This window comes from Thiothrix fructosivorans (genome assembly GCF_017349355.1).
Lineage (GTDB): Bacteria > Pseudomonadota > Gammaproteobacteria > Thiotrichales > Thiotrichaceae > Thiothrix > Thiothrix fructosivorans.
Genome location: NZ_JAFMPM010000005.1, coordinates 73351 through 94278 on the forward strand (window position 1 = coordinate 73351; position 20928 = coordinate 94278).

Here is a 20928-nt window from a genome sequence, read left to right on the forward strand (position 1 = left end):
TATACGCTGATTATTCATACAGGAAACGGGCATCGTTCATCAGGTACATCATGACCACGCCCCACGCACGTTTGGTGTAGTTCGGGTCTTCCCAACTGGAATACAAGCGGCAAGCGGCATCCGTACTGTCGTTACGGCTTGCCCATACATCACTAAACAAGCTGAAGCTGCGCGTGATTTCAGGATCGTCTATTGCCAGTTTTTCATTCAGGAATTGTCGATACAGGTATTGTAAATTGGTGCGTACCCGTTTCTCTCCGGCAGGCATATAGCCGCTGTCCGACATAATCACCCGTAAGTAAGTGTCATCCACGAACGAGTCATTGTTCGGATTGGTGCTGGTGTCGATGCGCTTGCCCTGCATGTAGAAGCGGATGCTACGGGTTTTGGCTGGAATAGAGGCGTAAGCCATTTCCGTTTTCCAATAACCTTCTTTAGCTGAAAGGATTTGGCTGGTAGCCAGTTCGTTGTCCGCCGCATCACGGAAGCTTAGGTACACACTGGCTTCATCATTGTTCACACTCCAGCCGCGCAACGCTGCCCCGAACAATACTTTGGCTTTACTGGTATCAACCAGTGCTTTGGTTTGATTGGTGTCAATCAACGCTTTGGTTTGACCTGCGTTAATACCATCACTCCATGCGGTAATATCCACGTTCTGATACAGGCGTCCTAGCGGGGTTGGGTTGGTACAAATGCTACCGGGGTTGAAGATTGCCTTGCCGCTATTGATCGAAGGTCCACCTTCACAAGTGCCCGCTTTGCCAGATAATACCCGTGCTGTGCCTTGTTCCACTGTCCAGCCATCCAAGCCGTTCTCTGCACCCGAATTGACCAGCAGGTTGAGGGTGCTGGTATCAACTTTCTCATACACTGGCGTGTCCGTGGCTTCTACGAATGGGAACAGCTTGCGCCCGCTCGCGGTGAGTCGAAAATCATCCGCTACCGCGTTGCAACTGAGTTCGATGGCCATGCGTTCGGGGATATTGCCCATTAAACTGTTCATGTCGGTATTGGGTTTGCTTTGCAGTCTGCCACCGTCAAAGCCACCGTAGAACTGCCCCATGCTGCTGTTCCACGCATTTTCTGGGCGGAAAGGCGACCAGTCCGTTCCTGTGAGGGATTTGATTTTGGCGTGCAATTCTTCCGGTGTCAGCAAGCGAGCCAAACCCGTGTCCGCAAGTACCTGCTGTCGTTCTGTCGACAAATCGCCTGCTTTGGCACGGAACAGGGGGCTTGCTGCCATATTAATCAGCAAATCTTTGACGTTCCATGCACCATGCCCTTGGTCGTAGGCAAAGCGGCTGGCTATTTGCATCAAGATTTCGTCTTGCGCATTGTAAGCAGCCATTTGGGTGGCATAACCCGCCGCATTCGGATCAACCGGCGCTTTGAGGGGTTCGCGTTTGAACAGTGGTTTGTACCAGAAATACACGCCACCCTTAGCAAAACGCGGGTCTTGTACCAATTGTTTCCCTAACCATTGCAGGTTGTCTTGTGTTCCCGGAATGTTCAGTACATTGCTGTCGGGTATCCTGAAAAGGAGGAATAGATCATCCAAATACGCATCGGTGTATTTGTCCGCCCATGTTTGGGTAGAACGCAGCCCTTGTACGGTAAAACGCAGTTTGCGAACACTTTTCGGTACTTTCGCCGTTGCTGTTTTAGCTGTCCAAGTCCACGAAGTCTTATCGGTCAGTACGGCTGTTTTACCGAGGCTCTTGCCTGCACTGTCCAGATATTCGACCCATACGGAAGGGGTATCTTGCCCACCAAGGGAGCTGAAATAAGCACCAAAATCGATCTCAGCCTTACCTTGATCAACTTGAATGGCGGATGAGCTAATGTCTACATCCTGCCATGCCAAGGTTTCATTCACAGGCGTGTTACAAGAACCAATTTGGTATAGATAACTACCTGTCTTGGGTGTGCGTGGGATGCGCGAACACGCAGCAGTATTGCTCGTTTCCAGTATGCCTTTATTCACTGTCCAGCCAGTAACACCGTTTTCGGCGGAAGGGCTTTTTAGCAGATTCGCGGAACTTGCCCAGGTTGTACTCGCATAATTGCCGTAACCACCGGGGGCAGTACTGTTATTAAAGCCGGTGGGGAACATATCCCGATACCATGTATCGTCGGTGTGATACCACGGTTGCCCATTGTTATCCAAGGGATAGCTGCCGGACTTATAAACATTCGCCAAGGAATCCTTACCGCCTTTTGTCCCATCGAAGTTTTGCAGATAACGCGCATTGACACCCCAGTCGCGGAATGCCCCAGCTACCGGTTCCATAATGGTATGGCACACCATGCAGTTAGGATTTTGCATAGTCGGTACGAGATAATTACCGTTATTGCTGTCATCCAGCGGACGTTGCGCCAATGCCTCAATGTCCAGTGCCATGAACTGTTTGTACAGCCGTGAAGCACGGTGGCGATTGCGGTTAGTATCCGTGGTTGGGAAGCGTGACAACCAGGCATTGGTACTCATTACTCCTGCATGGGCGAATGCCTTACCGGGGTAGCGTGCTGATACCTGTGGAATACGGACTGGACGCAACTCTTTCGCGTCCGTCGCATTGGTAAAGCTGCCGCTGACGGGGTTTGCACCCAAGGCTTTCGCCAGTTGCGGGTTGGTAACGGTGTAATCAGCGGTTAACGCATCCGTCCACGGTTTATCGTTACCCACAAGGTATTGCAGCAAGAACACGGGTTCTTTGCGCTCGGCATCACTGGCAGCATTTTTTTCATCCTGTGTTAGGCTGTTAATGGCTGGGAAGTCGCTAGCAGAAAGCCCCGAACCACTACCGATGCTGGCTGCTCCACTGCTCAGGAATACTTCATGCCCTGCGCGGTAGACAAACGCATCCATTGCTCCTTTCACATCCATCATTTGACGCAGGGTGACGCGGAAGGCTTCTTCCGTATTGGCTGCATCCGTTTCTGCTTGGGTTGGCAGGCGGTTCAGCAATAACAACGAAGCTTTGCGTAATGTGTCGGAATAATTCATCAACAGCACACCATCCGGTGCAACTTCATCGCTGGTGATGACCGATGTTACCGCACTACTCACCACCGACCGATTGCCAAAAATATCTACAGCTACTACGGTGTACTGGTACTTGCCTGCCTTCAAGCCAGAATCCGTGAAAGTATTAAAGCTGGTTTTGCCAACCCACACCCCATCACGGTAAATGTCGTAATGGAGAACTCCCCAATCATCGCTAGAATCGACCCACGTCAATGTGGTGCTGGTGGGGGTGTAAGAAACAGCTTCCAGATCCGTTGGTTTTTCTGGTGGTTGGGTATCTTTCGCGTTGCTGGCGTAGAATTCAGCCAGAGCCGCGATACCATTGTCACCCGCTGCCTTATACAGCAAGCTCATCGCATCAGCCATCTTGGCATTGGTTTGGCTACGACCTGCCGCGTAATCTTTCAGAGTATGCTGCATATATGGCTTCCATTGCCCTGCCAGACGTGTGCCTGTCAAACTGACATCTTTCCCGCCCGACGTGTGGCACGATGCGCAATATTGAGTATGCAAATCCCGACCTCGTGCTACTTGGGTAGCATTAGTGTTTTGGGTTGCCGCAATGAATGGTTGTTGTGAGAAGAACTCTGCCAAACGGCTGATTTCATCGGCTGAATACCCTTTGGCAATGCGTTTCATGACGGTGGAAGCGCGATGACCACTTTGGTAGTCTGCCAAAACTTTGCTTAAGTATTGCTTGCCCATGCCGCCCAGTCCGGGAGTTGCAGGGCCAGCGCTGACCCCTGACGTACCGTGACAACTGGCGCAGTTCGCTGCCAACGATGCGGTCATCACCGGCTCATTCACATCCGGCACGTTAGTGCATTGTCCTGGTGTTTCTAATTGCCCTAACAAATTGGATAGCAGCGTGTAGTCAGTGGATGTCGCTGTGAATACTGCCCCACCGCCGTGGGTTATTTTACCGCTGACTTTATCCAGTACTGTTTGTTTGCCCAAGGTTTGGGTAACGCTGCTAAGTGCACCGAGATTGCGAGCGCTGGCATCCACTGCCGTGGAAAGGATGAAGCGGGTATTTTGTCCCATACCGCCTGCCACATGGCAGGTGATGCAGTTATTCATGGAACTTTCCACCTGCTGTTGGTAATACAACTGGGTGGTTTCACAAATACCGTCTGGGCTGATGGTCACGGCATTGCTGTCGAGTGAAACATTGCCTGCTGCGTCCAGTGCCTTGATTGTGTAGGTATAGCTGCGTCCAATTTGCACCGTTGTGTCGGTGTAAGCCAACAGAGCGGTCATACCCAGTAAGCGTCCATCCCGCACAATACGGTATTTAGTAACGCCTTTATTATCAGTCGCCGCATCCCAAGCCAAACGTACCTGCTGGGTAGTATTGACCTGTGCTGTCAAATTGGATGGAGCGCTGGGTGCAGTGGCATCGCCGCTAGTAACTTCTACCGCAGCAGAAGGAGCAGATGTATTACCCGCCGCATCCAAGGCGACTACTTGATAACGATACAGGGTGTTTTGTATGGCTTTACTGTCAGTAAAACGGGTTTGGGTGCTTGTGCCGATTTGTACGCCATTGCGCAAAATACGGTAGCTGGCAACTCCCACGTTGTCCGAAGCAGGTTCCCATGTCAATACAATTTGGGTAGGAGTCAATACCTCGGCGATTACGCCTGTTGGGGTTGTCGGGCCAGTACCATCCTTCGTCGTCACGCTCAATGCAGCAGAAGCTGCCGACAGATTACCGGACGTATCCACCGCCATGACTTTATAAGAATATTTACCCGAACTTTGTAGCGTATTGTCCACAAATCCCTCTGTGCTGGTTTCCCCTAGCAGCTTATTATCGCGCCAGACTTGATAACCTTTGATCGCAATATTGTCCGTTGCTGCCGTCCATGTCAGCGTGACCGACACAGGTGTCAGTGCTTGCACCGCGAGTTTGGTTGGAGCGGTGGGTACTTGCGTATCGGGAACGGTGACTGTAAGTGTCGCTTGGCGGGATTCCTTACCGTTAGGCCATACCGCTGATACGGTGTATTTGTATAGCTTCATGGCTTGCACGAGCGTATCCGTGGCGCTGGGGGTGGATACGGTGGTTAACAGAAGGCCATCCTTATAAACCTTGTACTGGGTGACAATCGGTTGGTTATCCCATGCGAGGATGACTTTATCCTGTGCTAGCGTTGTGGTGCGCAAGTTTGCTGGCATTTGCGGTTCACTTAGCTGATCAGCTTTCCAATTCATTTGCGCTACGGCTGCCCCAGTGGCCTCGTAATATTCAGCCTTAACGGTATGTAGCCCCCCCGTCAGGAAAATCCGTTTGGTATAGGTTGTTGCTCCCTGATTTTTCCATGCATTCACCAGTGCTTGCCCGTCTACCCATAAGCGGAAGCCGTCATCACTTCTGACCGTAAAGGTGTATTCGCCCTCAGCAAAATCGAACTTACCTTGCCAGCGACTCGAAAAATTCTCCGCATTAATACCCGTTTGTGGAGATGTGTTGCCCCAATCAAAATTGATGGCATCGTCGTAACGGGTTTCGGCTACCTTGCCCGTCAAATCCTTGGTGTTATAAAAACTGGTGCAAAACTTGCCTTGTGGGATTTCTGTGCTGCAATCCGGCGTTTTTTCCCACCAGACTTTTGCTTTAGCATTGCCTGTATTTTCAAGGTATTCCACTTTGATCTTATGCACACCCGCCGTCATGGCGCTGAGCTGTCGCTGCTTGCCATACCACGGTGCTTTGGCTGTCCATGCATCAATCAGCAAAGTACCATCCACCCAGACTTTAACCCCATCATCCACATCGGTGAGAAAACGGTATAAACCTTGTTCAAAGCGCATATTCCCCGTCCAGCGTACTGTGAAGCGGTCACTAGGTACGAAACTGCTGGGTGCTGTACCCACCCAGTCAAAATTAATCTGGTCAGCCAACACCACGTCAGCGACATCGCCGCTAAAATCAGGGGTTGCGTAGAACTCGCCACAGAATTGGTTTTCCGGCGTAGCACTGCATTCAAGCACCTTACTCCAGTTCAACTTGGCTCTTGCTACTGACCATGAATCGAAATACTCCATTTTCAGCGTGTGTAAACCGGCTGCCAATTTGAGGACTTTCTGCTGTTTACTGTTCTGTTGCGTCCACTTGTCGATAACCAATACGCCGTCCACCCACAAACGCACCCCCTGGTCGGTATCGGTAACGAAGCGGTAGTTACCGTTACCAAAGAGGTATTTACCTGTCCACCGTGCCGAGAAACCATCCTTTGTCACCAGCGGATCAGGCTGCCCCTCTGCCCAATCGAAGTTTATTGCATCTGTTTTTAACACTTGTCGAGCGAAGCCGCTCAAATCTTGGTTATTATACAATTCCATGCAGAACGCATTGTCGGGCGTGACCGCACAGCCGCCGACTTCTGCCCAGCTCAATTTGATCTTGGCGCTGCCATAACTTTCACGGTATTCCACTTTGACGGTATGTCGCCCTTTCGACACATACGGTACGGATTGCACCTTGCTTTGCCATTGCCAGTCCATCGACCAATGATCAAGCACCAGCACATCGTCTATCCAGACACGGACACCATCATCTGCTTCGCCGGTGAAACGGTAGTAACCCGCATTGAAATCAAATGCCCCTAACCAACGTGCCGAAAACAAATCAGATTTTACGCCTTGCATTGGGCGGTTAGCGCCCCAGTCAAAATCCAGTGTTGGAGTGGTTTGAGTGCGCACTGCCGTGCCTGCTAAGGCATCTCCATCAAAGAATGCTCCACAAAAGCTACCCACTGGAATGCCATTGCATTCCTTCATTTGCGCCCAAGAGAGACGTGCGGTCGCATCCCCAGATTCTTCGTGATATTCCACTTTGATGAGGTGCTTACCTGCGGTCATCGGCAGGTCATAGGTATACTCACTATTGGCATTTGTCTGCCACTGGTTGATGACCAGATTGCCATCCACCCACAAACGCATTCCGTCATCTGCTTGGGCAATGAAGCGATACTTATCCGCCACAAAGTTAAAATTGCCCTGCCAGCGCACTGAAAACTTATCCACGGGGACAATATCTGGTATGGGGGAGGTGTTTTTCCAAGCAAAATCCACGCTGGCATCTTCGCGAATCTTCACAGGACCATCGGTCAAACTGTTGTTGGCGTAGTACTCTGCACAGAACTTGTTGTCTGGGAGCGTGGTGCAACCATCCGTCACTTTTACCCAATCCAGCTTCGCGAGGGCGCCGCTGGTTTTCTCGTAATACTCCATTTTCACGCGGTGCTTTCCAGCGCTAATCGGCGTACCTTGTTTATTGACACCGTTCCACTGATCTTTCCAAGAATCAATCAGCAAGCGATCATCCAGCCACACCCTTACCCCATCATCCGTGGTGGTGGTGAAGGTGTAATTACCGTTTTCAAAGGTAAAATCCCCCGTCCAACGCGCGGAGAAGTTGTCCGCCGGAAAACCACCACTCATGGGTGCGGCACTGCCCCAATCAAAATTGATCGCATTGGTTGCTTGGAAGCGTTTTGCCACACCCTCCAGCTTCATGTTGTCAAAGAATTCCCCGCAAAACGTCCCTTGTGGCACTGTGGTACAATTGCCCAAAGCCGCCAGCCAGCGGATGTCCAGATAGCTGCCCGTGACTGCTTTCAGTTCCACACGGATACGGTGATTATTCGCTGAGAGATTTTTTAGTGCTTGGCTGAGGCTATTGGCGACAGAACCCGTATTTTCATAGAGCAATACATCGTCTACCCATATTTTCAGTGCCCCGCGCCCGTGGCGAATGTCAAATGCATAATCTCCCGCCTTGGCGATGTTAAACAGGCCATCCCAACGCATCAATAAGCCGCTGGACAGGTCGATTCCTTGTGGAAAAGTAAACTTGCTGAAATCGAATTGGATGCCATTCGTTGTTTGCGTGGTGGTGGTATCCGCAATCAGTGTTTTGCTGGTTTTATCGACGAATGTCAGGCACATTTTGCCGCTGGACAAGCTGCACGCCATGCGTTTGAACGATAAATCCACTGCGGCATTGGAATTGATGTCGGTGTATTCCATGCGTACCGTATGTGCGCCTGCTGTCAATGCCAAATCTGCTGTCAAGGTACGGGTAGCGGTCGCTGCGGTGGTGTTGCCATTCAGAACCAGTACATTGTCAATCCACACGCGCACGCTATCATCCGCTTTTAAGGTAAAACGGTAATCACCACCTAAAACATTCAACGTAGCATGGTATTGCGCCGTAAATCCGTCTGCCCCAATGCCTGCATCTGGCCCACCCGACAGCCAATTTTTTACAAATAACGGCGAATTGCTGCCGCTGTCATCCACACTGATAGGTTGTTCCAGTATCAGCGCTGGTTGGGTATTGGTGTCTGTGCCTTTGTAATAAGCCACGCAAGATTGTCCTGCCACAGGTGCTGGACAAGTCAGTAATTCCGCTGACGCTTCCTCACGCAACCAAACCCCTTGGTTGGACACTGCCTTTGTAACGGTTTGCACTCGCGCACTGGGTACAGTGACGTGTAAGCCACCCTCCAAAGCAAATTTAGCCGGATAATCACTTTCCGTGACACTCGCTACATTCGCCCCAGTCGCCAACTTTGGGGTAAAGCGCCAAACTTTGCCATTGGCAGTTGTTGCTGGGGTTAGCACAAAAGGTTGTGCCCAATCGACCCCATTATCAGCCAAGCGGGTCAGCGCTGCGGTTGTGCCTACCTGTTGGTCAAACTCACCGAATACTTGATTAACCAGTGCATCATCCGCTGCCGAATTCGTATTGTTCAAATACACGAATTTCCGTGCTCCGGTCAGCCCTGCGTGCAAAAGCATTTCCTGATACAAGTCAGAATTTGTTAATAACGCGGTATAACCCGTTGTCACTGCTGCTTGGTTTTTGTTAGTCAAATAAGGGTAAAGCGGACGTGTTGAAGCTAATGCAGAACCTCGCAAACGATTGATTTCATAGCGGAAAGCATTAAAGGCACTGGCAGTATAAGTAGTCTGATTGATTGCTAACCCTGCCTTCGGCATCTGCCCACTCAAGGTTTTGCTCTGCCCTGTGCCTATCGCCGCGCTGGCTTTGGTGTTTTCACCGGGAATCGCTACGCTGCCCGAATAATAGGCTTGATCACGCGCCACCACTTGCGCCGTTTTAAATTGTGCTTGCAAAGGCGTGTAGAAGGCTTGGTTTAAGTATGCTGCCATCCGCGCTTTCATTACCGCGTTCCATGTTTGCTGACGTTGGGTGGCTTGTGTATCCCCCGCATACATGGAGATTAAATCGGCAAAGCCTAATTGTGTTTGGATGGGGGCAAAGCGTGTATCGGTTTGAATAGCCAGTAAATAAGCTGCCAAATCCCCAGAAGCTTCTCCTGCCGCTTTAATGTCATCGGCGTTCAAGGCTAACGCTTGATAATCTAAGCTGATGAAATCTGCTGCCCCGCCAGCAAGCTTATATTGCCGGAAAAAACTCACCAACCCGTGCTGCAACGGCGGTTACCCCTTTGTCCATCCAAATGCCGTGATCAGGTAAGTTACTGCCATCTCCTACCGTAACCAACAATGGTTTGCCTTTGGCATCCGTCAGCAGATCAGCCGTTTTAGCAATTTGCAGGAAATCAAGGTCGAGGTTGAGTAAGGCTCGATGACCTAGCGGCATCACGTTAGTTGCGGCAAGTGAGGTAGTGACGGCTTGGCTAATACGGGTTTGATCAGTTAGTTGTTGTAGGGAAATACGGTGTAAAGGGCTAATTTTTTCCAGTGCCGCCGCTGTGGGATAGAGTGCATAGGCATGACTAGAGAAGTTTTCAGCAGCAAACCCCGCGCTTACGCTGCTGATAAACAGAAAAACCGACAATAATCCGCTTAAGACAACACGTTGCCACACAGCTTGAGCCCCCATAACTTTCATCACCCGTATATAATCAGCTTTCTCGCAATTAGCTGATTCTATCTATATGGCTACTAATTTACCACTCCTAAGTAAGGAAAGTGACGCAAATTCACTAATGATTCATGTGAGTCCACCAACATAATGGCAACATTCCGCCACAACACGCCCGAATGTTGTGTTGATTGCGTGCAATCTTAGCGTTAATTCAACTGCACCCGTGTCCCCCACGGCACGGGTGACTTGCCTTTCACCAGCCATATCACCGGATAATTCGGTTGCACTTTGGGGAAATACCCCTGCGCATCCGTGAAATACACCAAAATATCCGGCTGCTGATCTTGGGTTTGCACCCATTCAAACACAGGGCGGAAATCGGTCGAGCCACCACCGGGCATGGCTTGCGGTAATGTCGCTTCTTCCCACGGTTCAAAACGGCGCGGAAAACCTGCTACTACTTCGGAATCACACGCGAGTAACGTGACGGCAGCGCGAACTTGCCCTTTGATGGCGTTGATTTCCGACAAACAATTCTGCAATTCTTTGTCATTCACCGAGCCGCTCACATCCAGCGCGACCACCGCATTGATTTGGTAGCTTTTGAGTGTCGGGAAAATCGCGGGGTCGCCACGGCGGGAGGAAGGGCGGGCGTAGCTGTAATCATCGCGTGCTATCGCCGTCATGTAGTGCGCCAGCAAGGTGCGCCACGGTAGGCGAGGTTGCAGCAATTCTTCCACCAAGCGTTTCATGATGCCGCTGAGTTTTCCGGCTTGTTGTGCTTGTTGTGCTGCTCCGGCAAGGCGTTGTTGCCATTGTACGCTGAGGTCTTCGGCTTCTTGCTGGCTTAACGGTGGTGGTGGGGGTTCGCCGTCTTCGGTGGGTTCATTGGGGGATTGTTGTTGAGTTTTGCCGTCGCCTTCGCTGGCATCTTGCAGTTGGGATTCGGCTTCCCCGGATTCACTGGCATCTTGTTCAGCAGGTTGTTGCGGTGGGGTGTCGGTGTCTGGTTCGGCATCCGTATCGGATTCTTCGGAGGTGTCATCCGCATGGGTGGGATTGTCTTGTTTGTCGCGGTTATCCAGCGGGTTTTCGCTGGTGTCGCTGCTGCCTTCCGATGGGTTGGTTTCCTTGTCGTAAAGGTGCTGGTCCAGCGTTTCAGTCATGTCGTTATCATCGAGGAGCGGGTAAATCTCCTCAGCGCTCATGCCGACGTATTCTTTCATCATGATCATGCCGGGTGGCGGTTTTAGCCCATCGGCGATCAGGATAGGGTTGATGGCGTAATCGCACGCCAAATCCCAGCGGTGTTTGACGCGGTGGGCGCGGCGGGCGAAGTGCGATAGGGCGCAATGCAAGGCTTCGTGTGCCAGCACAAATTGCGCCTCGTCGGTGCGTAATTCCTGCACGTATTCGGGGTTGTAGTAGAACTTGCGAGCATCTGTCCCCGTGGTCGGACACCATGCGGGGTTGGCAATGTGTAACGGCAGCCGCAATACCAGCGCACCGAGAAACGGTTTGTCGAGGATCAGTTTGGTGCGGGCAGCAACCAGCTTATCTTCGATGGCTTTGAGATCAAATTCAGGCATAGTGAGCGGCTTAATTGATGAAAACTCTGATGGTAGTGGGCACGGGGCAGTGGTGCAAATTCGCGTACAATTCTTGCCGCGCAACTTCACCCACGCTGTGGCAAAATACCCACTATGCAAACCGACTTGCCCCGTTTCGACCCCCAAGATTTTCTCAAGACCGTGCCGCACAAGCCGGGCGTGTACCGTATGCTGGCGAAAGACGGCACAATCCTCTACGTCGGTAAGGCTAAAGACCTGAAAAACCGCCTGTCTAGCTACTTTCGCGGCACGTTGACCAATCCGCGCATTTTCGCGATGGTTAAGCAAGTCTGCAACGTCGCCCTTGCGATTACTAATACCGAGGCAGAAGCCTTGTTGCTGGAAAGCAACTTAATTAAGCAACACGCGCCACGCTACAATATTTTGCTGAAAGACGGTAAAGGCTATCCCTACATCCACATTACAGCGGGCGAATACCCCCGCATTGAATTTTACCGAGGGTCACGCAAGCAAACGGGGCAATATTTTGGCCCTTACCCTAGCGTCGGGGCGGTACGCCAAACCATGCACTTGATGAAAAAATTGTTCAAAGCACGGCAATGCGAAGACAGTTATTTCGCCAATCGGTCGCGCCCGTGTTTGGAATACCAGATTAAGCGGTGCAGTGCGCCGTGCGTGGGGCTGATCGACAAGCCGGAGTATGACCAAAGCATTCGCCATGCCGTGCAATTTTTGCAAGGTCGCACCCCAGAAGTGATTGATGATTTGGTGCAAAAAATGGAGAGTGCCGCGCAAACCCTGAATTTCGAGAAGGCAGCGGAATACCGTGATTTGATCGAGAGTTTACGGCACATTTCCCAGCAGCAATACGTCAGCGGTAGCAATGGCAATGTCGACGTGGTGGCGCTTTGCGTCGGTTCAGGGCTGGCTAGCGTGCAGGTATTCACGGTGCGTAATGGCAATAATCTCGGCAACCGCAATTTTTTCCCCAGTTTGCCCGATGACGACGTTAGCATGGCGACTATTCTGAGTGCGTTTTTGGCACAGTATTACTTGAATCACGACGTACCTGCCGAAATTCTGGTGTCGGAAATGCCCGATGATGTCGATGTGTTGGCGGATATGCTCACGCTCAAGCAAGGTCGCAAAGTGGTGATTCGCCAGCCGCAACGCGGTGAACGCAGCAAATGGGTCGAACTGGCGCAACGCAATGCCGAACAAGCCTTGCAAATGCAGGTCTTGTCACGAGCGGGAATGCAGCAACGCTTGTTCGCCTTGCAGGAAGCCTTGCAGCGGGACAGTTTGCCTGCGCGTATGGAATGTTTCGACATCAGCCACACAATGGGTGAAGCAACGGTGGCATCTTGTGTAGTATTTGATCTGAATGGCGCAGTAAAAACGGAATATCGCCGTTATAATATCGACGGTATCCAGCTAGGTGATGATTACGCAGCCATGCATCAAGCGCTGACTCGGCGATTTCGTCATGCTGTCGAGCAAGCAGGCAAACTCCCTGATATTCTATTCATTGACGGCGGTAAAGGTCAGGTTGCGCAAGCGTTGGATGTCTTGCGCGAGTTGCACGTTACGGGCGTGGAAGTGGTCGGTGTCGCGAAAGGCGAGGGACGCAAGCCCGGCTTAGAAACCTTGATTATTGAGCAGGGTACAGGGCGTTTAGCCTTGCCGGAACATTCCGCCGCGTTGCATTTGATTCAGCAAATCCGTGATGAGGCGCATCGCTTTGCGATTACGGGGCATCGGGCGCGTCGTCAAAAAGCACGTACCCAGTCGCCGTTGGAACAAATCGAGGGTTTGGGTGCAAAGCGGCGGCAAGTATTGTTGCAACAGTTTGGTGGCTTGAAAGCGATTGAGCGAGCCAGTGTAGAAGAGTTGGCGAAAGTGTCCGGCATCAGTGCGACACTCGCCCGTAAAATTTATGATTTCTTTAACGGGGAAGAGAGTTGATATGGTGTTCAACCTGCCGGTGTTGCTGACGTGGCTGCGAATTGCGTTTATTCCGCTGTTGGTATTTCTGTTTTATTTGGATCGACCTTGGGCACCGTTGGCGGCGGCAACCTTATTCGGGATTGCGGGCGTGACCGATTGGGCAGATGGTTATCTGGCGCGGTTGTGGCAGCAAGAATCACGCTTTGGCGCATTTCTTGACCCCGTTGCGGATAAGTTGATCGTTGCCGTGGCGTTGATTTTGCTGGTGGAACGCGAAACCAATGTTTGGATTACCTTGGCAACGGCGATTATTATTGGGCGCGAAATTGTGATTTCAGCGTTGCGCGAGTGGATGGCGGAATCCGGCAATCGTTCCAAAGTAGCGGTGGCTTTTATCGGCAAGTTGAAAACCACCGCGCAAATCATTGCGTTGATTTTCTTGCTCTACAATCAAGATTTGTTTGGGATTTTTCCGCTGCGGGAATGGGGTATGGTGGCATTGGCAGTGGCGACGGTACTGACCGTTTGGTCGATGGTGCAGTACCTGCGCAGTGCTTTTAAGGATTAGGGTGACAGGCTGTCTTGGTATGCTTTGAGTTGTGCCCACTCACCGTAAGCAGCGAGAGCTGCTTGCTTAGGCCAGCTTGAGGTGTCGTGTTTGCTGAACTGTTCGTCTTCCACAATCAGCAGTGCTTGGAGTTTTTGGGGAGATGTTTCCGATAACTGCTCATAGGTGTGGATGCCTGCACGGTGCAATACCGAGGCAAAAGTAGGACCGATACCGACCAGTTTTTGCAGATCATCGTGTTTGGTCGACAGATTGCTGGCGAGCTTTTCGGTGAGTTCCTTGGCACTGGCGGCTAGTGCGGCGAGGGTAGAACCACCTTTGGCGAGTGTTTCAGCAGACGTGAGTGAGCTGCTTTTGGCGGAGATTTCGTTGCCGATTTCTTTGGCTTTGTGTAGCCATTCGTTGGTTGCGGGTGTCGCTTTTTCGGTGAGGTGTTCGACACCTTCTTTGGCTTTGTGTAACCAGCTATTCAAAAGATTACCAGTGGTTGGTGTTGCTTCGGGCATATCAGGTGGGTCGATAATAGGTTTGTGTGGATCAATTGCCGCCAGTAGCGGATCGTGCGGTGGCTCGTCGAGATCGGCACTCGGTGGTTCAATTGGCATGGTCAGTGCTTCCAGTGATAGTGGTGTTTCCCATTCCATATCAGGTGGGTCGATGATGGGTTTGTGTGGATCTATTGCAGCTAGTAATGGATCAATTTCTGGTAGTTCGATGCTAGTGGGAGCTGCTGGAAGCGACCATGAGGATGCTTGCACGATGGGCATATCCAGATCGGTATCCAGCGTAAAATCAGTATCTACCGTCAGATCCGTGTCGGTAGCCAATGTCATATCGGGTGGGTCAATGATCGGTTTGTGCGGGTCGATGGCTGCTATCCATGCCGGTAGCGTTATTTCTTCGGGTATTTCCACCAGTCTGGGTTGCATCTTAACTTTGGGGACATACACGTCCGGCACAGCCTGTTTGGCATGGGCATTGGTCGTATTTATGTCGAAGTCACGGGTATGGTATTTACTGTTCGGTAATGGTGTGAATGTTTTGCGAGTTTTGCAGCAAAGCCCTGCTTGGCGAAGCAGCCAGCATAGCAACATACCTACGAGAAAAGTGAGCAGCAACAGGCTGACGATCTCGCCTGTTGCCATGCCGAAGGTATAGGTGTTATTGGCGGTGTCCATGAGTGTCATTCCTTATTCATGTGGGGCGCGGCTAGCATCCTGCTAGCAAAAACCGGCAACAATTGCCGGTTTTTAGGGGGAACTAACGGTTAATCATGCCCGCTAATGAGCAAATTTTGGTATTCCTTGAGGCGTTCCCATTCACCTTTTTGCGCCAGCTCAGCTTGGTAAGGCCAGCTTTTGGGATCGTGCATTCTGAATTGATTCCCAGCCGCTTCCAATATCGGTTTGATTTGTTCGGGTGTCATGCCAGCAAGCTGTTCAAAGTTTTGAATGCCGACGGCGTTGAGCACTTGCTCCAGTTTGGGACCAATGCCTTCGAGCTTTTTCAAGTCGTCTTTATGCCCGCTAGCCGCCATGCCAGCCAGCGAGAAACCAGTGGCTGTCGTGGCGATTCCGCCAGTTGATAGGTCAACGGTAGTCGCGGCACGGCTGGGGGTGGAAGGCACGGGTGGCGGCACGGGCTCACGGTTACGCAAGAGGCTGTTGATGTCGGCGGTGTAACCACCTGTCTTAAGATCTGCCCCCGGAAACTCACGCGGGGTACGTCCACCTTCTTGCGTGTTGGATGAGACGCTGGCTGAACTGGGTCGATGTTCTACGTTTAGGTTACGTGTTTTGCAGCAAATCCCCATTTTGCGCAGCAACCAGCATAACAACATGCCCAGCAAGAATGCGCCCAAGAGCAATAAGATGATCTCAACACTGGCAATGCCAAAGGTGTAGTCAGCACTTGTTTGCTTCATGGCTTACTCCCCGTGGCTTGAGCGGTTGCGGAAATAACAGAACAGAAAACCCAGCAGAAACGCGCCTGCTAGCATGACAATGACATCCAGACTGGCGCTGGTCATGTCGGGGAGACGGCTGGTAATGTCGTTAAACATGGTGACAACTCCAAATCAGGTTATTTTACAGGATTGATTTCGACACGGCGATTTTTTGTCCGACCTTCTTCAGTACCGTTGTCTGCAATCGGTTTGTCAGGGCCTTCAGAGGAGGCAGTGACGCGCTCTTGCGGTGCGCCGAGACCAATGAGGGTTTTTTGGAGCATTTCGGCACGTTTCAGACCCAATGCTTTGTTTTTAGCAGCATCACCCTTGTTATCCGTATGTCCAACGATGGTTACTTTCGCCGTACTATTGTCTTTTAAGAACTTGGCAACTTTTTCAAAGTAGGCTTTGGTTTCTGCTGCTAGTTGTGGATTGGCTGAACCGGTTGGGAAGTGCAGGGTTGCAGGGCCAATATCGCTACCTTGAGTTGCTGCGCCAGTTTCCATCGTGACTTTGCCAGCGTCGGCAGCGGCTTTATCTGCGTCGGCTTTGGTATCAGCAGCGGCTTTGTCTGCGTCAGCTTTAGCTTTTGCGTCGGCAGCGGCTTTATCTGCGTCGGCTTTGGTATCAGCAGCGGCTTTGTCTGCGTCAGCTTTAGCTTTTGCGTCGGCAGCGGCTTTGTCTGCGTCAGCTTTAGCCTTTGCGTCGGCAGTGGCTTTGTCTGCGTCAGCTTTAGCTTTGTCGTCGGCAACGGTTTTATTTGCATCGGTGGTTTGCTTGTCAGCATTGCCTGCGCCAGTTGCACCTGCATCAAGGTAATCAGCCAATTTATTGCCATTGGCATCCGCTGCGTCATCCGTATTGCCATCACCATTAGGGTCAGGATTTTCAGCAGAGGTCAGTACACCGTCACCGTCATCATCGTCATCAATAGCGTCAATTTTACCGTCGCCATCGGTATCTTGTGGATCACGTGCCAATTCGATGAAATCGGAAATGCCATCGCCATCACTGTCGGCTTTATTGGCATCCAAGCCCATCGACGCTTCTTTTGCATCAGGAATACCATCACCATCGCTGTCAATATCGCCTTGAGCGGATTTTCCTGCCGTAGCCGCCGCGCCACTGGCCATTTGTGCAGCCGTATCCGCACCACAGAAGCCTTTGACTTTGCAGGTATACCACCACCAGCTACCTACCCCCCAAATACCGGCTAGCAATAGCACGATTAATGATTTTGCTTTCATGCAGTCGAAACTCCTTTTCTTGAGTCATTATCAGATTAAGTCACAGGACACACTTTTTATAGTATGCAATACAGTGAATTACAACCTGATAATCAATAGGGTTAAAATAGCATGAATGGTAGGAAGCCACTGACCATTAGTAGGTCGGTTATATTAGCATTGTTCCCAAGGCAAACCGTGAAAACGCCAGCCACCCAAGGTGCTGCGATGATGGTCGTCGTCACGTTCACCTTCAAAGCCTTCATCAACGTGCATGATCTGTTGAAAGCCTGCGGATAACAAGGCATTGCCTGCGTCGCGTGAACGTTTCCCGCTGCGGCAAATGAGCATAACGCTAATATCCGTGTGTGGCTGACAGCCTTTGAATTTCCCCGTCAATAATTGCTCGACTTCAGCAGCAAAATGCGGATTGGGAGACCAATCGGGTTCGTCGATCCACGCAATGTGTACTGACCCTACCGGATGCCCCACAAATAAGTATTCCATCGACGAGCGAATGTCGATCAAAACACTGTTTGGATTCGTTTGCAGCAACGCGTAAGCGGCAGCAGGGGAAAGGTCATGTAACTCAGGCATGGGTTATTCTCCGGCGGTCAGGTCATGATGTTGGCGTATTTTCTCAATAATAGCGCACATTCCGGTGTCTCTGGGTTGGCGATTGCCAATTAACCAGTCGAGAATCTCCTGATCTTTGGATTTTAATAAGCGTTCAAACGCAAATTGTTCGCCCATCGTCAAATCCTGAAAGCAATCTCGCAAGAATTCACCAAGTGGACTATCCAATACTTGCAAAGTACGCCGACAAGCCCAGCGTAGGCGCACCATTCTTTCTGCCTGATGCTGTTCAGTCATTGACGACTCTGAGCTTGGCAATCAGGCCTGTGTAAGGGACGGGGATGGGGGTCATGTCCAGCAACATATCCCAGATTATCGGGTCTTGTAGGGTGAGTAGCTCATCCAATTGCTGAATTTCTGCGGGGCTAGCAGTGGCGTAGTGGCATTCTAGATAATGCTGAAAGATGACATCCAGTTCTTTCAAGCCGCGCCTACAGCGCATTTTTAGACGGGAAAGTTCACTCATGATGCAGTATGTCCTGTTGTTATCGTCCGCTCCCTTCACCCCTTGCGGGGGAAGGGCTGGGGATGGGGGGATATTATCTCCGTTCGATCATTTTTTGCTTGAGTTCGGCAATGGCTTTGGCAGGATTCAAGCCTTTCGGACACGTATTGGTACAGTTCATGATGGTATGGCAACGGTACAAGCGGAATGGATCTTCCAGATTGTCCAGACGTTCGCCAGTGGCTTCATCACGGCTATCCACGACCCAACGATTTGCTTGCAACAGTACCGCAGGCCCTAAATAGCGGTCACTGTTCCACCAGTAGCTAGGGCAAGACGTGGAGCAGCTTGCGCACAGAATACACTCATACAAACCATCCAATTTCTTACGGTCTTCAGGGGATTGCAGGCGTTCACGGTCGGGTGGCGCAGGGGTTTGGGTCTGCATCCACGGTTTGATCGACGCGTATTGTGCATAGAAATGCGTCAAGTCTGGCACAAGGTCTTTCACCACTTCCATGTGTGGCAGGGGGCTGATTTGCAGGTCGCCCTCAAATGCGTCAATCGCCTTGATGCACGCCAGCGTATTCGTGCCGCCGATGTTCATAGAGCAAGAACCGCAAATCCCTTCGCGGCAGGAGCGACGGAAGGTCAAGGACGGATCAATCTCATTTTTGATCTTCAGCAACGCATCCAACACCATCGGCCCGCATTGGTCGAGGTCGATTTGGTACGTATCCCAACGTGGATTTTCACCGGTGCTGGGATCGTAACGGTAAATACGGAAGTTTTTTACACGGGTTGCACCAGTTGGAGCAGGCCATGTTTTGCCACTCTTAACAACCGAGTTGGCAGGTAAGGTAAATTCAGCCATGACAATGCTCCTTAGTAGACCCGTTTCTTCGGTTCAATGTATTCAATTTCATCCGTCAACGTGTAAGTGTGGACGGGGCGGTAGTCGATGGAGACTTTGCCGGATTCATCAAGCCATGCAATGGTGTGCTTCATCCACTCGTCATCGTGGCGATCGGGGAAGTCTTCACGGGCGTGTGCGCCACGGCTTTCTTCACGATTCAAGGCGCAGTTAATGGAGGTTTGCGCACAATCCAATAAGTTAGCCAGCTCGAAGGTTTCCATCAGGTCAGAGTTCCACACCAAGCCACGGTCTTTGACCGCTACATCGTTGAAGCTGGCGTAAATCTCATTCATTTTCGCCACGCCTTCTTTCATGGACTCGCCGGTACGGAAGACCGCTGCGTGTTTCTGCATGGTGCGTTGCATTTCATCACGGATTTGCGCGGTGCTCTTGCTGCCGTTAGCGTTGTGGATGCGTTTGAAACGATCCAAGGCTTTTTGCACGCCCGCCTCAGGCAGTTCGTGCTGAGTTGCACCTGCTGTCAGGGTTTCGGCGCAACGGTTTGCAGCGGCACGCCCGAAGACCACGATGTCCAGCAAGGAGTTTGAACCCAAGCGGTTTGCACCGTGCACGGATACGCAGGCACATTCACCGATAGCCATTAAACCCGGTACAACGGTATCGGGTTCGCCGTCTTTCAGGGTAACGACTTCGCCGTGATAGTTGGTGGGAATACCGCCCATGTTGTAATGCACGGTTGGCAATACGGGGATAGGTTCTTTTGAGACATCCACGCCTGCGAAAATACGCGCACTTTCGGCGATACCCGGCAGACGTTCGTGAATGACTTCTGCACCCAAATGCTCTAAATGCAGATGGATATGGTCGTTGTCTTTACCTACGCCGCGCCCTTCGTTGATTTCGATAGTCATGGCACGGCTTACCACGTCACGCGAAGCCAAGTCTTTGGCATTCGGTGCGTAACGTTCCATGAAGCGTTCACCTTTGGAGTTGGTCAGGTAGCCGCCTTCGCCGCGCACCCCTTCGGTGATCAAACAGCCAGAGCCGTAGATGCCGGTTGGGTGGAACTGGGTGAACTCCATGTCTTGCAATGGCAAGCCCGCACGAGTCACCATGCCGTTACCGTCACCGGTACACGTATGTGCAGAGGTGGCTGAGAAGTAGGCGCGTCCGTAACCGCCAGTTGCCAGTACGACTTTTTGCGCCCGGAAAATGCGCAGAATGCCGTTAGCCAAATCCCAAGCGAGTACGCCACGGCATACGCCTTCCTCATCCATAATCAAGTCAGTCGCGAAATGTTCAATGAAGAACACCGCATCGTGACGCAAGGATTGCTGATACAGCGTGTGCAAAATCGCGTGACCCGTGCGGTCAGCCGCTGCACAAGTACGGTGTGCAATGCCTTTGCCGAAATCGGTGGTCATACCACCGAAAGGACGTTGATAAATACGCCCTTCTTCAGTACGGGAGAACGGCACACCTTGATGTTCCAGTTCGATCACCGCCGGGCCCGCTTCGCGACACATGTATTCAATCGCATCTTGGTCACCCAACCAGTCCGAGCCTTTTACGGTGTCGTACATGTGCCATTGCCATTTATCGGGTCCCATGTTGCCGAGGGCTGCGGACATGCCGCCCTGTGCTGCCACGGTATGGCTACGGGTAGGGAAAACTTTGGTAATACAGGCGGTAGACAAGCCTTTTACCGCCATCCCGAACGTAGCACGCAAGCCTGCACCGCCCGCACCTACGACCACAACATCGTAGGTGTGATGTTCAATTTTGTATTCAGTCATTGTGTGATCAACCTC

Annotated in this window: 14 protein-coding genes; 2 read left to right on the top strand and 12 right to left on the bottom strand. The window is 51.5% G+C overall.

The genetic code is table 11. The annotated features are described in order from the left end of the window. Positions 1–10 precede the first annotated feature (10 nt). From J1836_RS01425 to J1836_RS01435, 3 genes are all read right to left on the bottom strand, one after another. A complete protein-coding gene (locus J1836_RS01425; protein ID WP_207249488.1) occupies positions 11–9502 on the bottom strand; it encodes a PA14 domain-containing protein in 9492 nt (3163 codons plus the stop codon). Continuing rightward, the gene (locus J1836_RS01430) at positions 9465–9914 is read right to left on the bottom strand and encodes a hypothetical protein (protein ID WP_207249489.1); all 450 of its coding nucleotides are present in this window, start codon (positions 9912–9914) and stop codon (positions 9465–9467) included. The genes J1836_RS01425 and J1836_RS01430 overlap by 38 nt, the downstream gene beginning before the upstream one ends. 191 nt (positions 9915–10105) lie before the next feature. Next, on the bottom strand, positions 10106–11488 hold the full coding sequence (locus J1836_RS01435; RefSeq protein ID WP_207249490.1) for a DUF2201 family putative metallopeptidase: 1383 nt from the start codon (positions 11486–11488) through the stop codon (positions 10106–10108). Positions 11489–11602: 114 nt separating this feature from the next. Here J1836_RS01435 and uvrC point away from each other — a divergent pair, with 114 nt between their 5' ends. Together uvrC and pgsA are read left to right on the top strand one after the other, a co-directional pair. Next, positions 11603–13435, top strand: a complete 1833-nt coding sequence (gene uvrC / locus J1836_RS01440) for an excinuclease ABC subunit UvrC (RefSeq protein WP_207249491.1) — start codon at positions 11603–11605, stop codon at positions 13433–13435. A 1-nt stretch (position 13436) separates the two neighbouring features. Then, entirely contained in the window at positions 13437–13985 is a 549-nt protein-coding gene (pgsA, locus tag J1836_RS01445; RefSeq protein ID WP_207249492.1) for a CDP-diacylglycerol--glycerol-3-phosphate 3-phosphatidyltransferase, read from the top strand. Here the strand turns inward: pgsA and J1836_RS01450 are convergent. The 9 genes from J1836_RS01450 to sdhA form a co-directional block, all read right to left on the bottom strand. Beyond that, positions 13982–15163, bottom strand: a complete 1182-nt coding sequence (locus J1836_RS01450) for a helix-hairpin-helix domain-containing protein (protein ID WP_207249493.1) — start codon at positions 15161–15163, stop codon at positions 13982–13984. The genes pgsA and J1836_RS01450 overlap by 4 nt on opposite strands. A gap of 89 nt (positions 15164–15252) precedes the next feature. Further along, positions 15253–15909, bottom strand: coding sequence for a helix-hairpin-helix domain-containing protein (locus J1836_RS01455; RefSeq protein WP_207249494.1), 657 nt, complete (start codon positions 15907–15909; stop codon positions 15253–15255). A 3-nt stretch (positions 15910–15912) separates the two neighbouring features. Beyond that, a complete protein-coding gene (locus J1836_RS21730; protein WP_278189457.1) occupies positions 15913–16047 on the bottom strand; it encodes a hypothetical protein in 135 nt (44 codons plus the stop codon). A 20-nt stretch (positions 16048–16067) separates the two neighbouring features. Beyond that, positions 16068–17180: an OmpA family protein gene (locus tag J1836_RS01460; protein ID WP_207249495.1), complete on the bottom strand. Its 1113-nt coding sequence runs from the start codon at positions 17178–17180 to the stop codon at positions 16068–16070. 153 nt (positions 17181–17333) lie between these two features. Beyond that, positions 17334–17756, bottom strand: coding sequence for a rhodanese-like domain-containing protein (locus J1836_RS01465; protein ID WP_207249496.1), 423 nt, complete (start codon positions 17754–17756; stop codon positions 17334–17336). 3 nt (positions 17757–17759) lie between these two features. Beyond that, positions 17760–18032, bottom strand: a complete 273-nt coding sequence (locus J1836_RS01470) for an FAD assembly factor SdhE (RefSeq protein ID WP_207249497.1) — start codon at positions 18030–18032, stop codon at positions 17760–17762. Then, complete coding sequence (locus J1836_RS01475) at positions 18025–18261, bottom strand: FAD assembly factor SdhE (protein WP_207249498.1); 237 nt, start codon at positions 18259–18261, stop codon at positions 18025–18027. Before J1836_RS01475 ends, J1836_RS01470 begins: the two co-directional genes overlap by 8 nt. A gap of 73 nt (positions 18262–18334) precedes the next feature. Continuing rightward, positions 18335–19114 carry a succinate dehydrogenase iron-sulfur subunit gene (locus J1836_RS01480; RefSeq protein WP_207249499.1) on the bottom strand — a complete coding sequence of 260 codons (780 nt, stop codon included), beginning with the start codon at positions 19112–19114 and terminating at the stop codon, positions 18335–18337. An 11-nt stretch (positions 19115–19125) separates the two neighbouring features. After that, entirely contained in the window at positions 19126–20913 is a 1788-nt protein-coding gene (gene sdhA, locus J1836_RS01485; protein ID WP_207249500.1) for a succinate dehydrogenase flavoprotein subunit, read from the bottom strand. Positions 20914–20928: the final 15 nt, after the last annotated feature.

What these genes read in the sequence shown, in the direction of transcription:
- J1836_RS01455 (WP_207249494.1), bottom strand. Translation starts at nt 15,909, where the DNA reads ATGAAGCAAACAAGTGCTGACTACACCTTTGGCATTGCCAGTGTTGAG.
- J1836_RS01430 (WP_207249489.1), bottom strand. Translation starts at nt 9,914, where the DNA reads ATGGGGGCTCAAGCTGTGTGGCAACGTGTTGTCTTAAGCGGATTATTG.
- J1836_RS01450 (WP_207249493.1), bottom strand. Translation starts at nt 15,163, where the DNA reads ATGGACACCGCCAATAACACCTATACCTTCGGCATGGCAACAGGCGAG.
- J1836_RS01480 (WP_207249499.1), bottom strand. Translation starts at nt 19,114, where the DNA reads ATGGCTGAATTTACCTTACCTGCCAACTCGGTTGTTAAGAGTGGCAAA.
- J1836_RS01460 (WP_207249495.1), bottom strand. Translation starts at nt 17,180, where the DNA reads ATGAAAGCAAAATCATTAATCGTGCTATTGCTAGCCGGTATTTGGGGG.
- J1836_RS21730 (WP_278189457.1), bottom strand. Translation starts at nt 16,047, where the DNA reads ATGTTTAACGACATTACCAGCCGTCTCCCCGACATGACCAGCGCCAGT.
- uvrC (WP_207249491.1), top strand. Translation starts at nt 11,603, where the DNA reads ATGCAAACCGACTTGCCCCGTTTCGACCCCCAAGATTTTCTCAAGACC.
- J1836_RS01470 (WP_207249497.1), bottom strand. Translation starts at nt 18,032, where the DNA reads ATGACTGAACAGCATCAGGCAGAAAGAATGGTGCGCCTACGCTGGGCT.
- J1836_RS01475 (WP_207249498.1), bottom strand. Translation starts at nt 18,261, where the DNA reads ATGAGTGAACTTTCCCGTCTAAAAATGCGCTGTAGGCGCGGCTTGAAA.
- J1836_RS01465 (WP_207249496.1), bottom strand. Translation starts at nt 17,756, where the DNA reads ATGCCTGAGTTACATGACCTTTCCCCTGCTGCCGCTTACGCGTTGCTG.
- pgsA (WP_207249492.1), top strand. Translation starts at nt 13,437, where the DNA reads ATGGTGTTCAACCTGCCGGTGTTGCTGACGTGGCTGCGAATTGCGTTT.
- J1836_RS01435 (WP_207249490.1), bottom strand. Translation starts at nt 11,488, where the DNA reads ATGCCTGAATTTGATCTCAAAGCCATCGAAGATAAGCTGGTTGCTGCC.
- sdhA (WP_207249500.1), bottom strand. Translation starts at nt 20,913, where the DNA reads ATGACTGAATACAAAATTGAACATCACACCTACGATGTTGTGGTCGTA.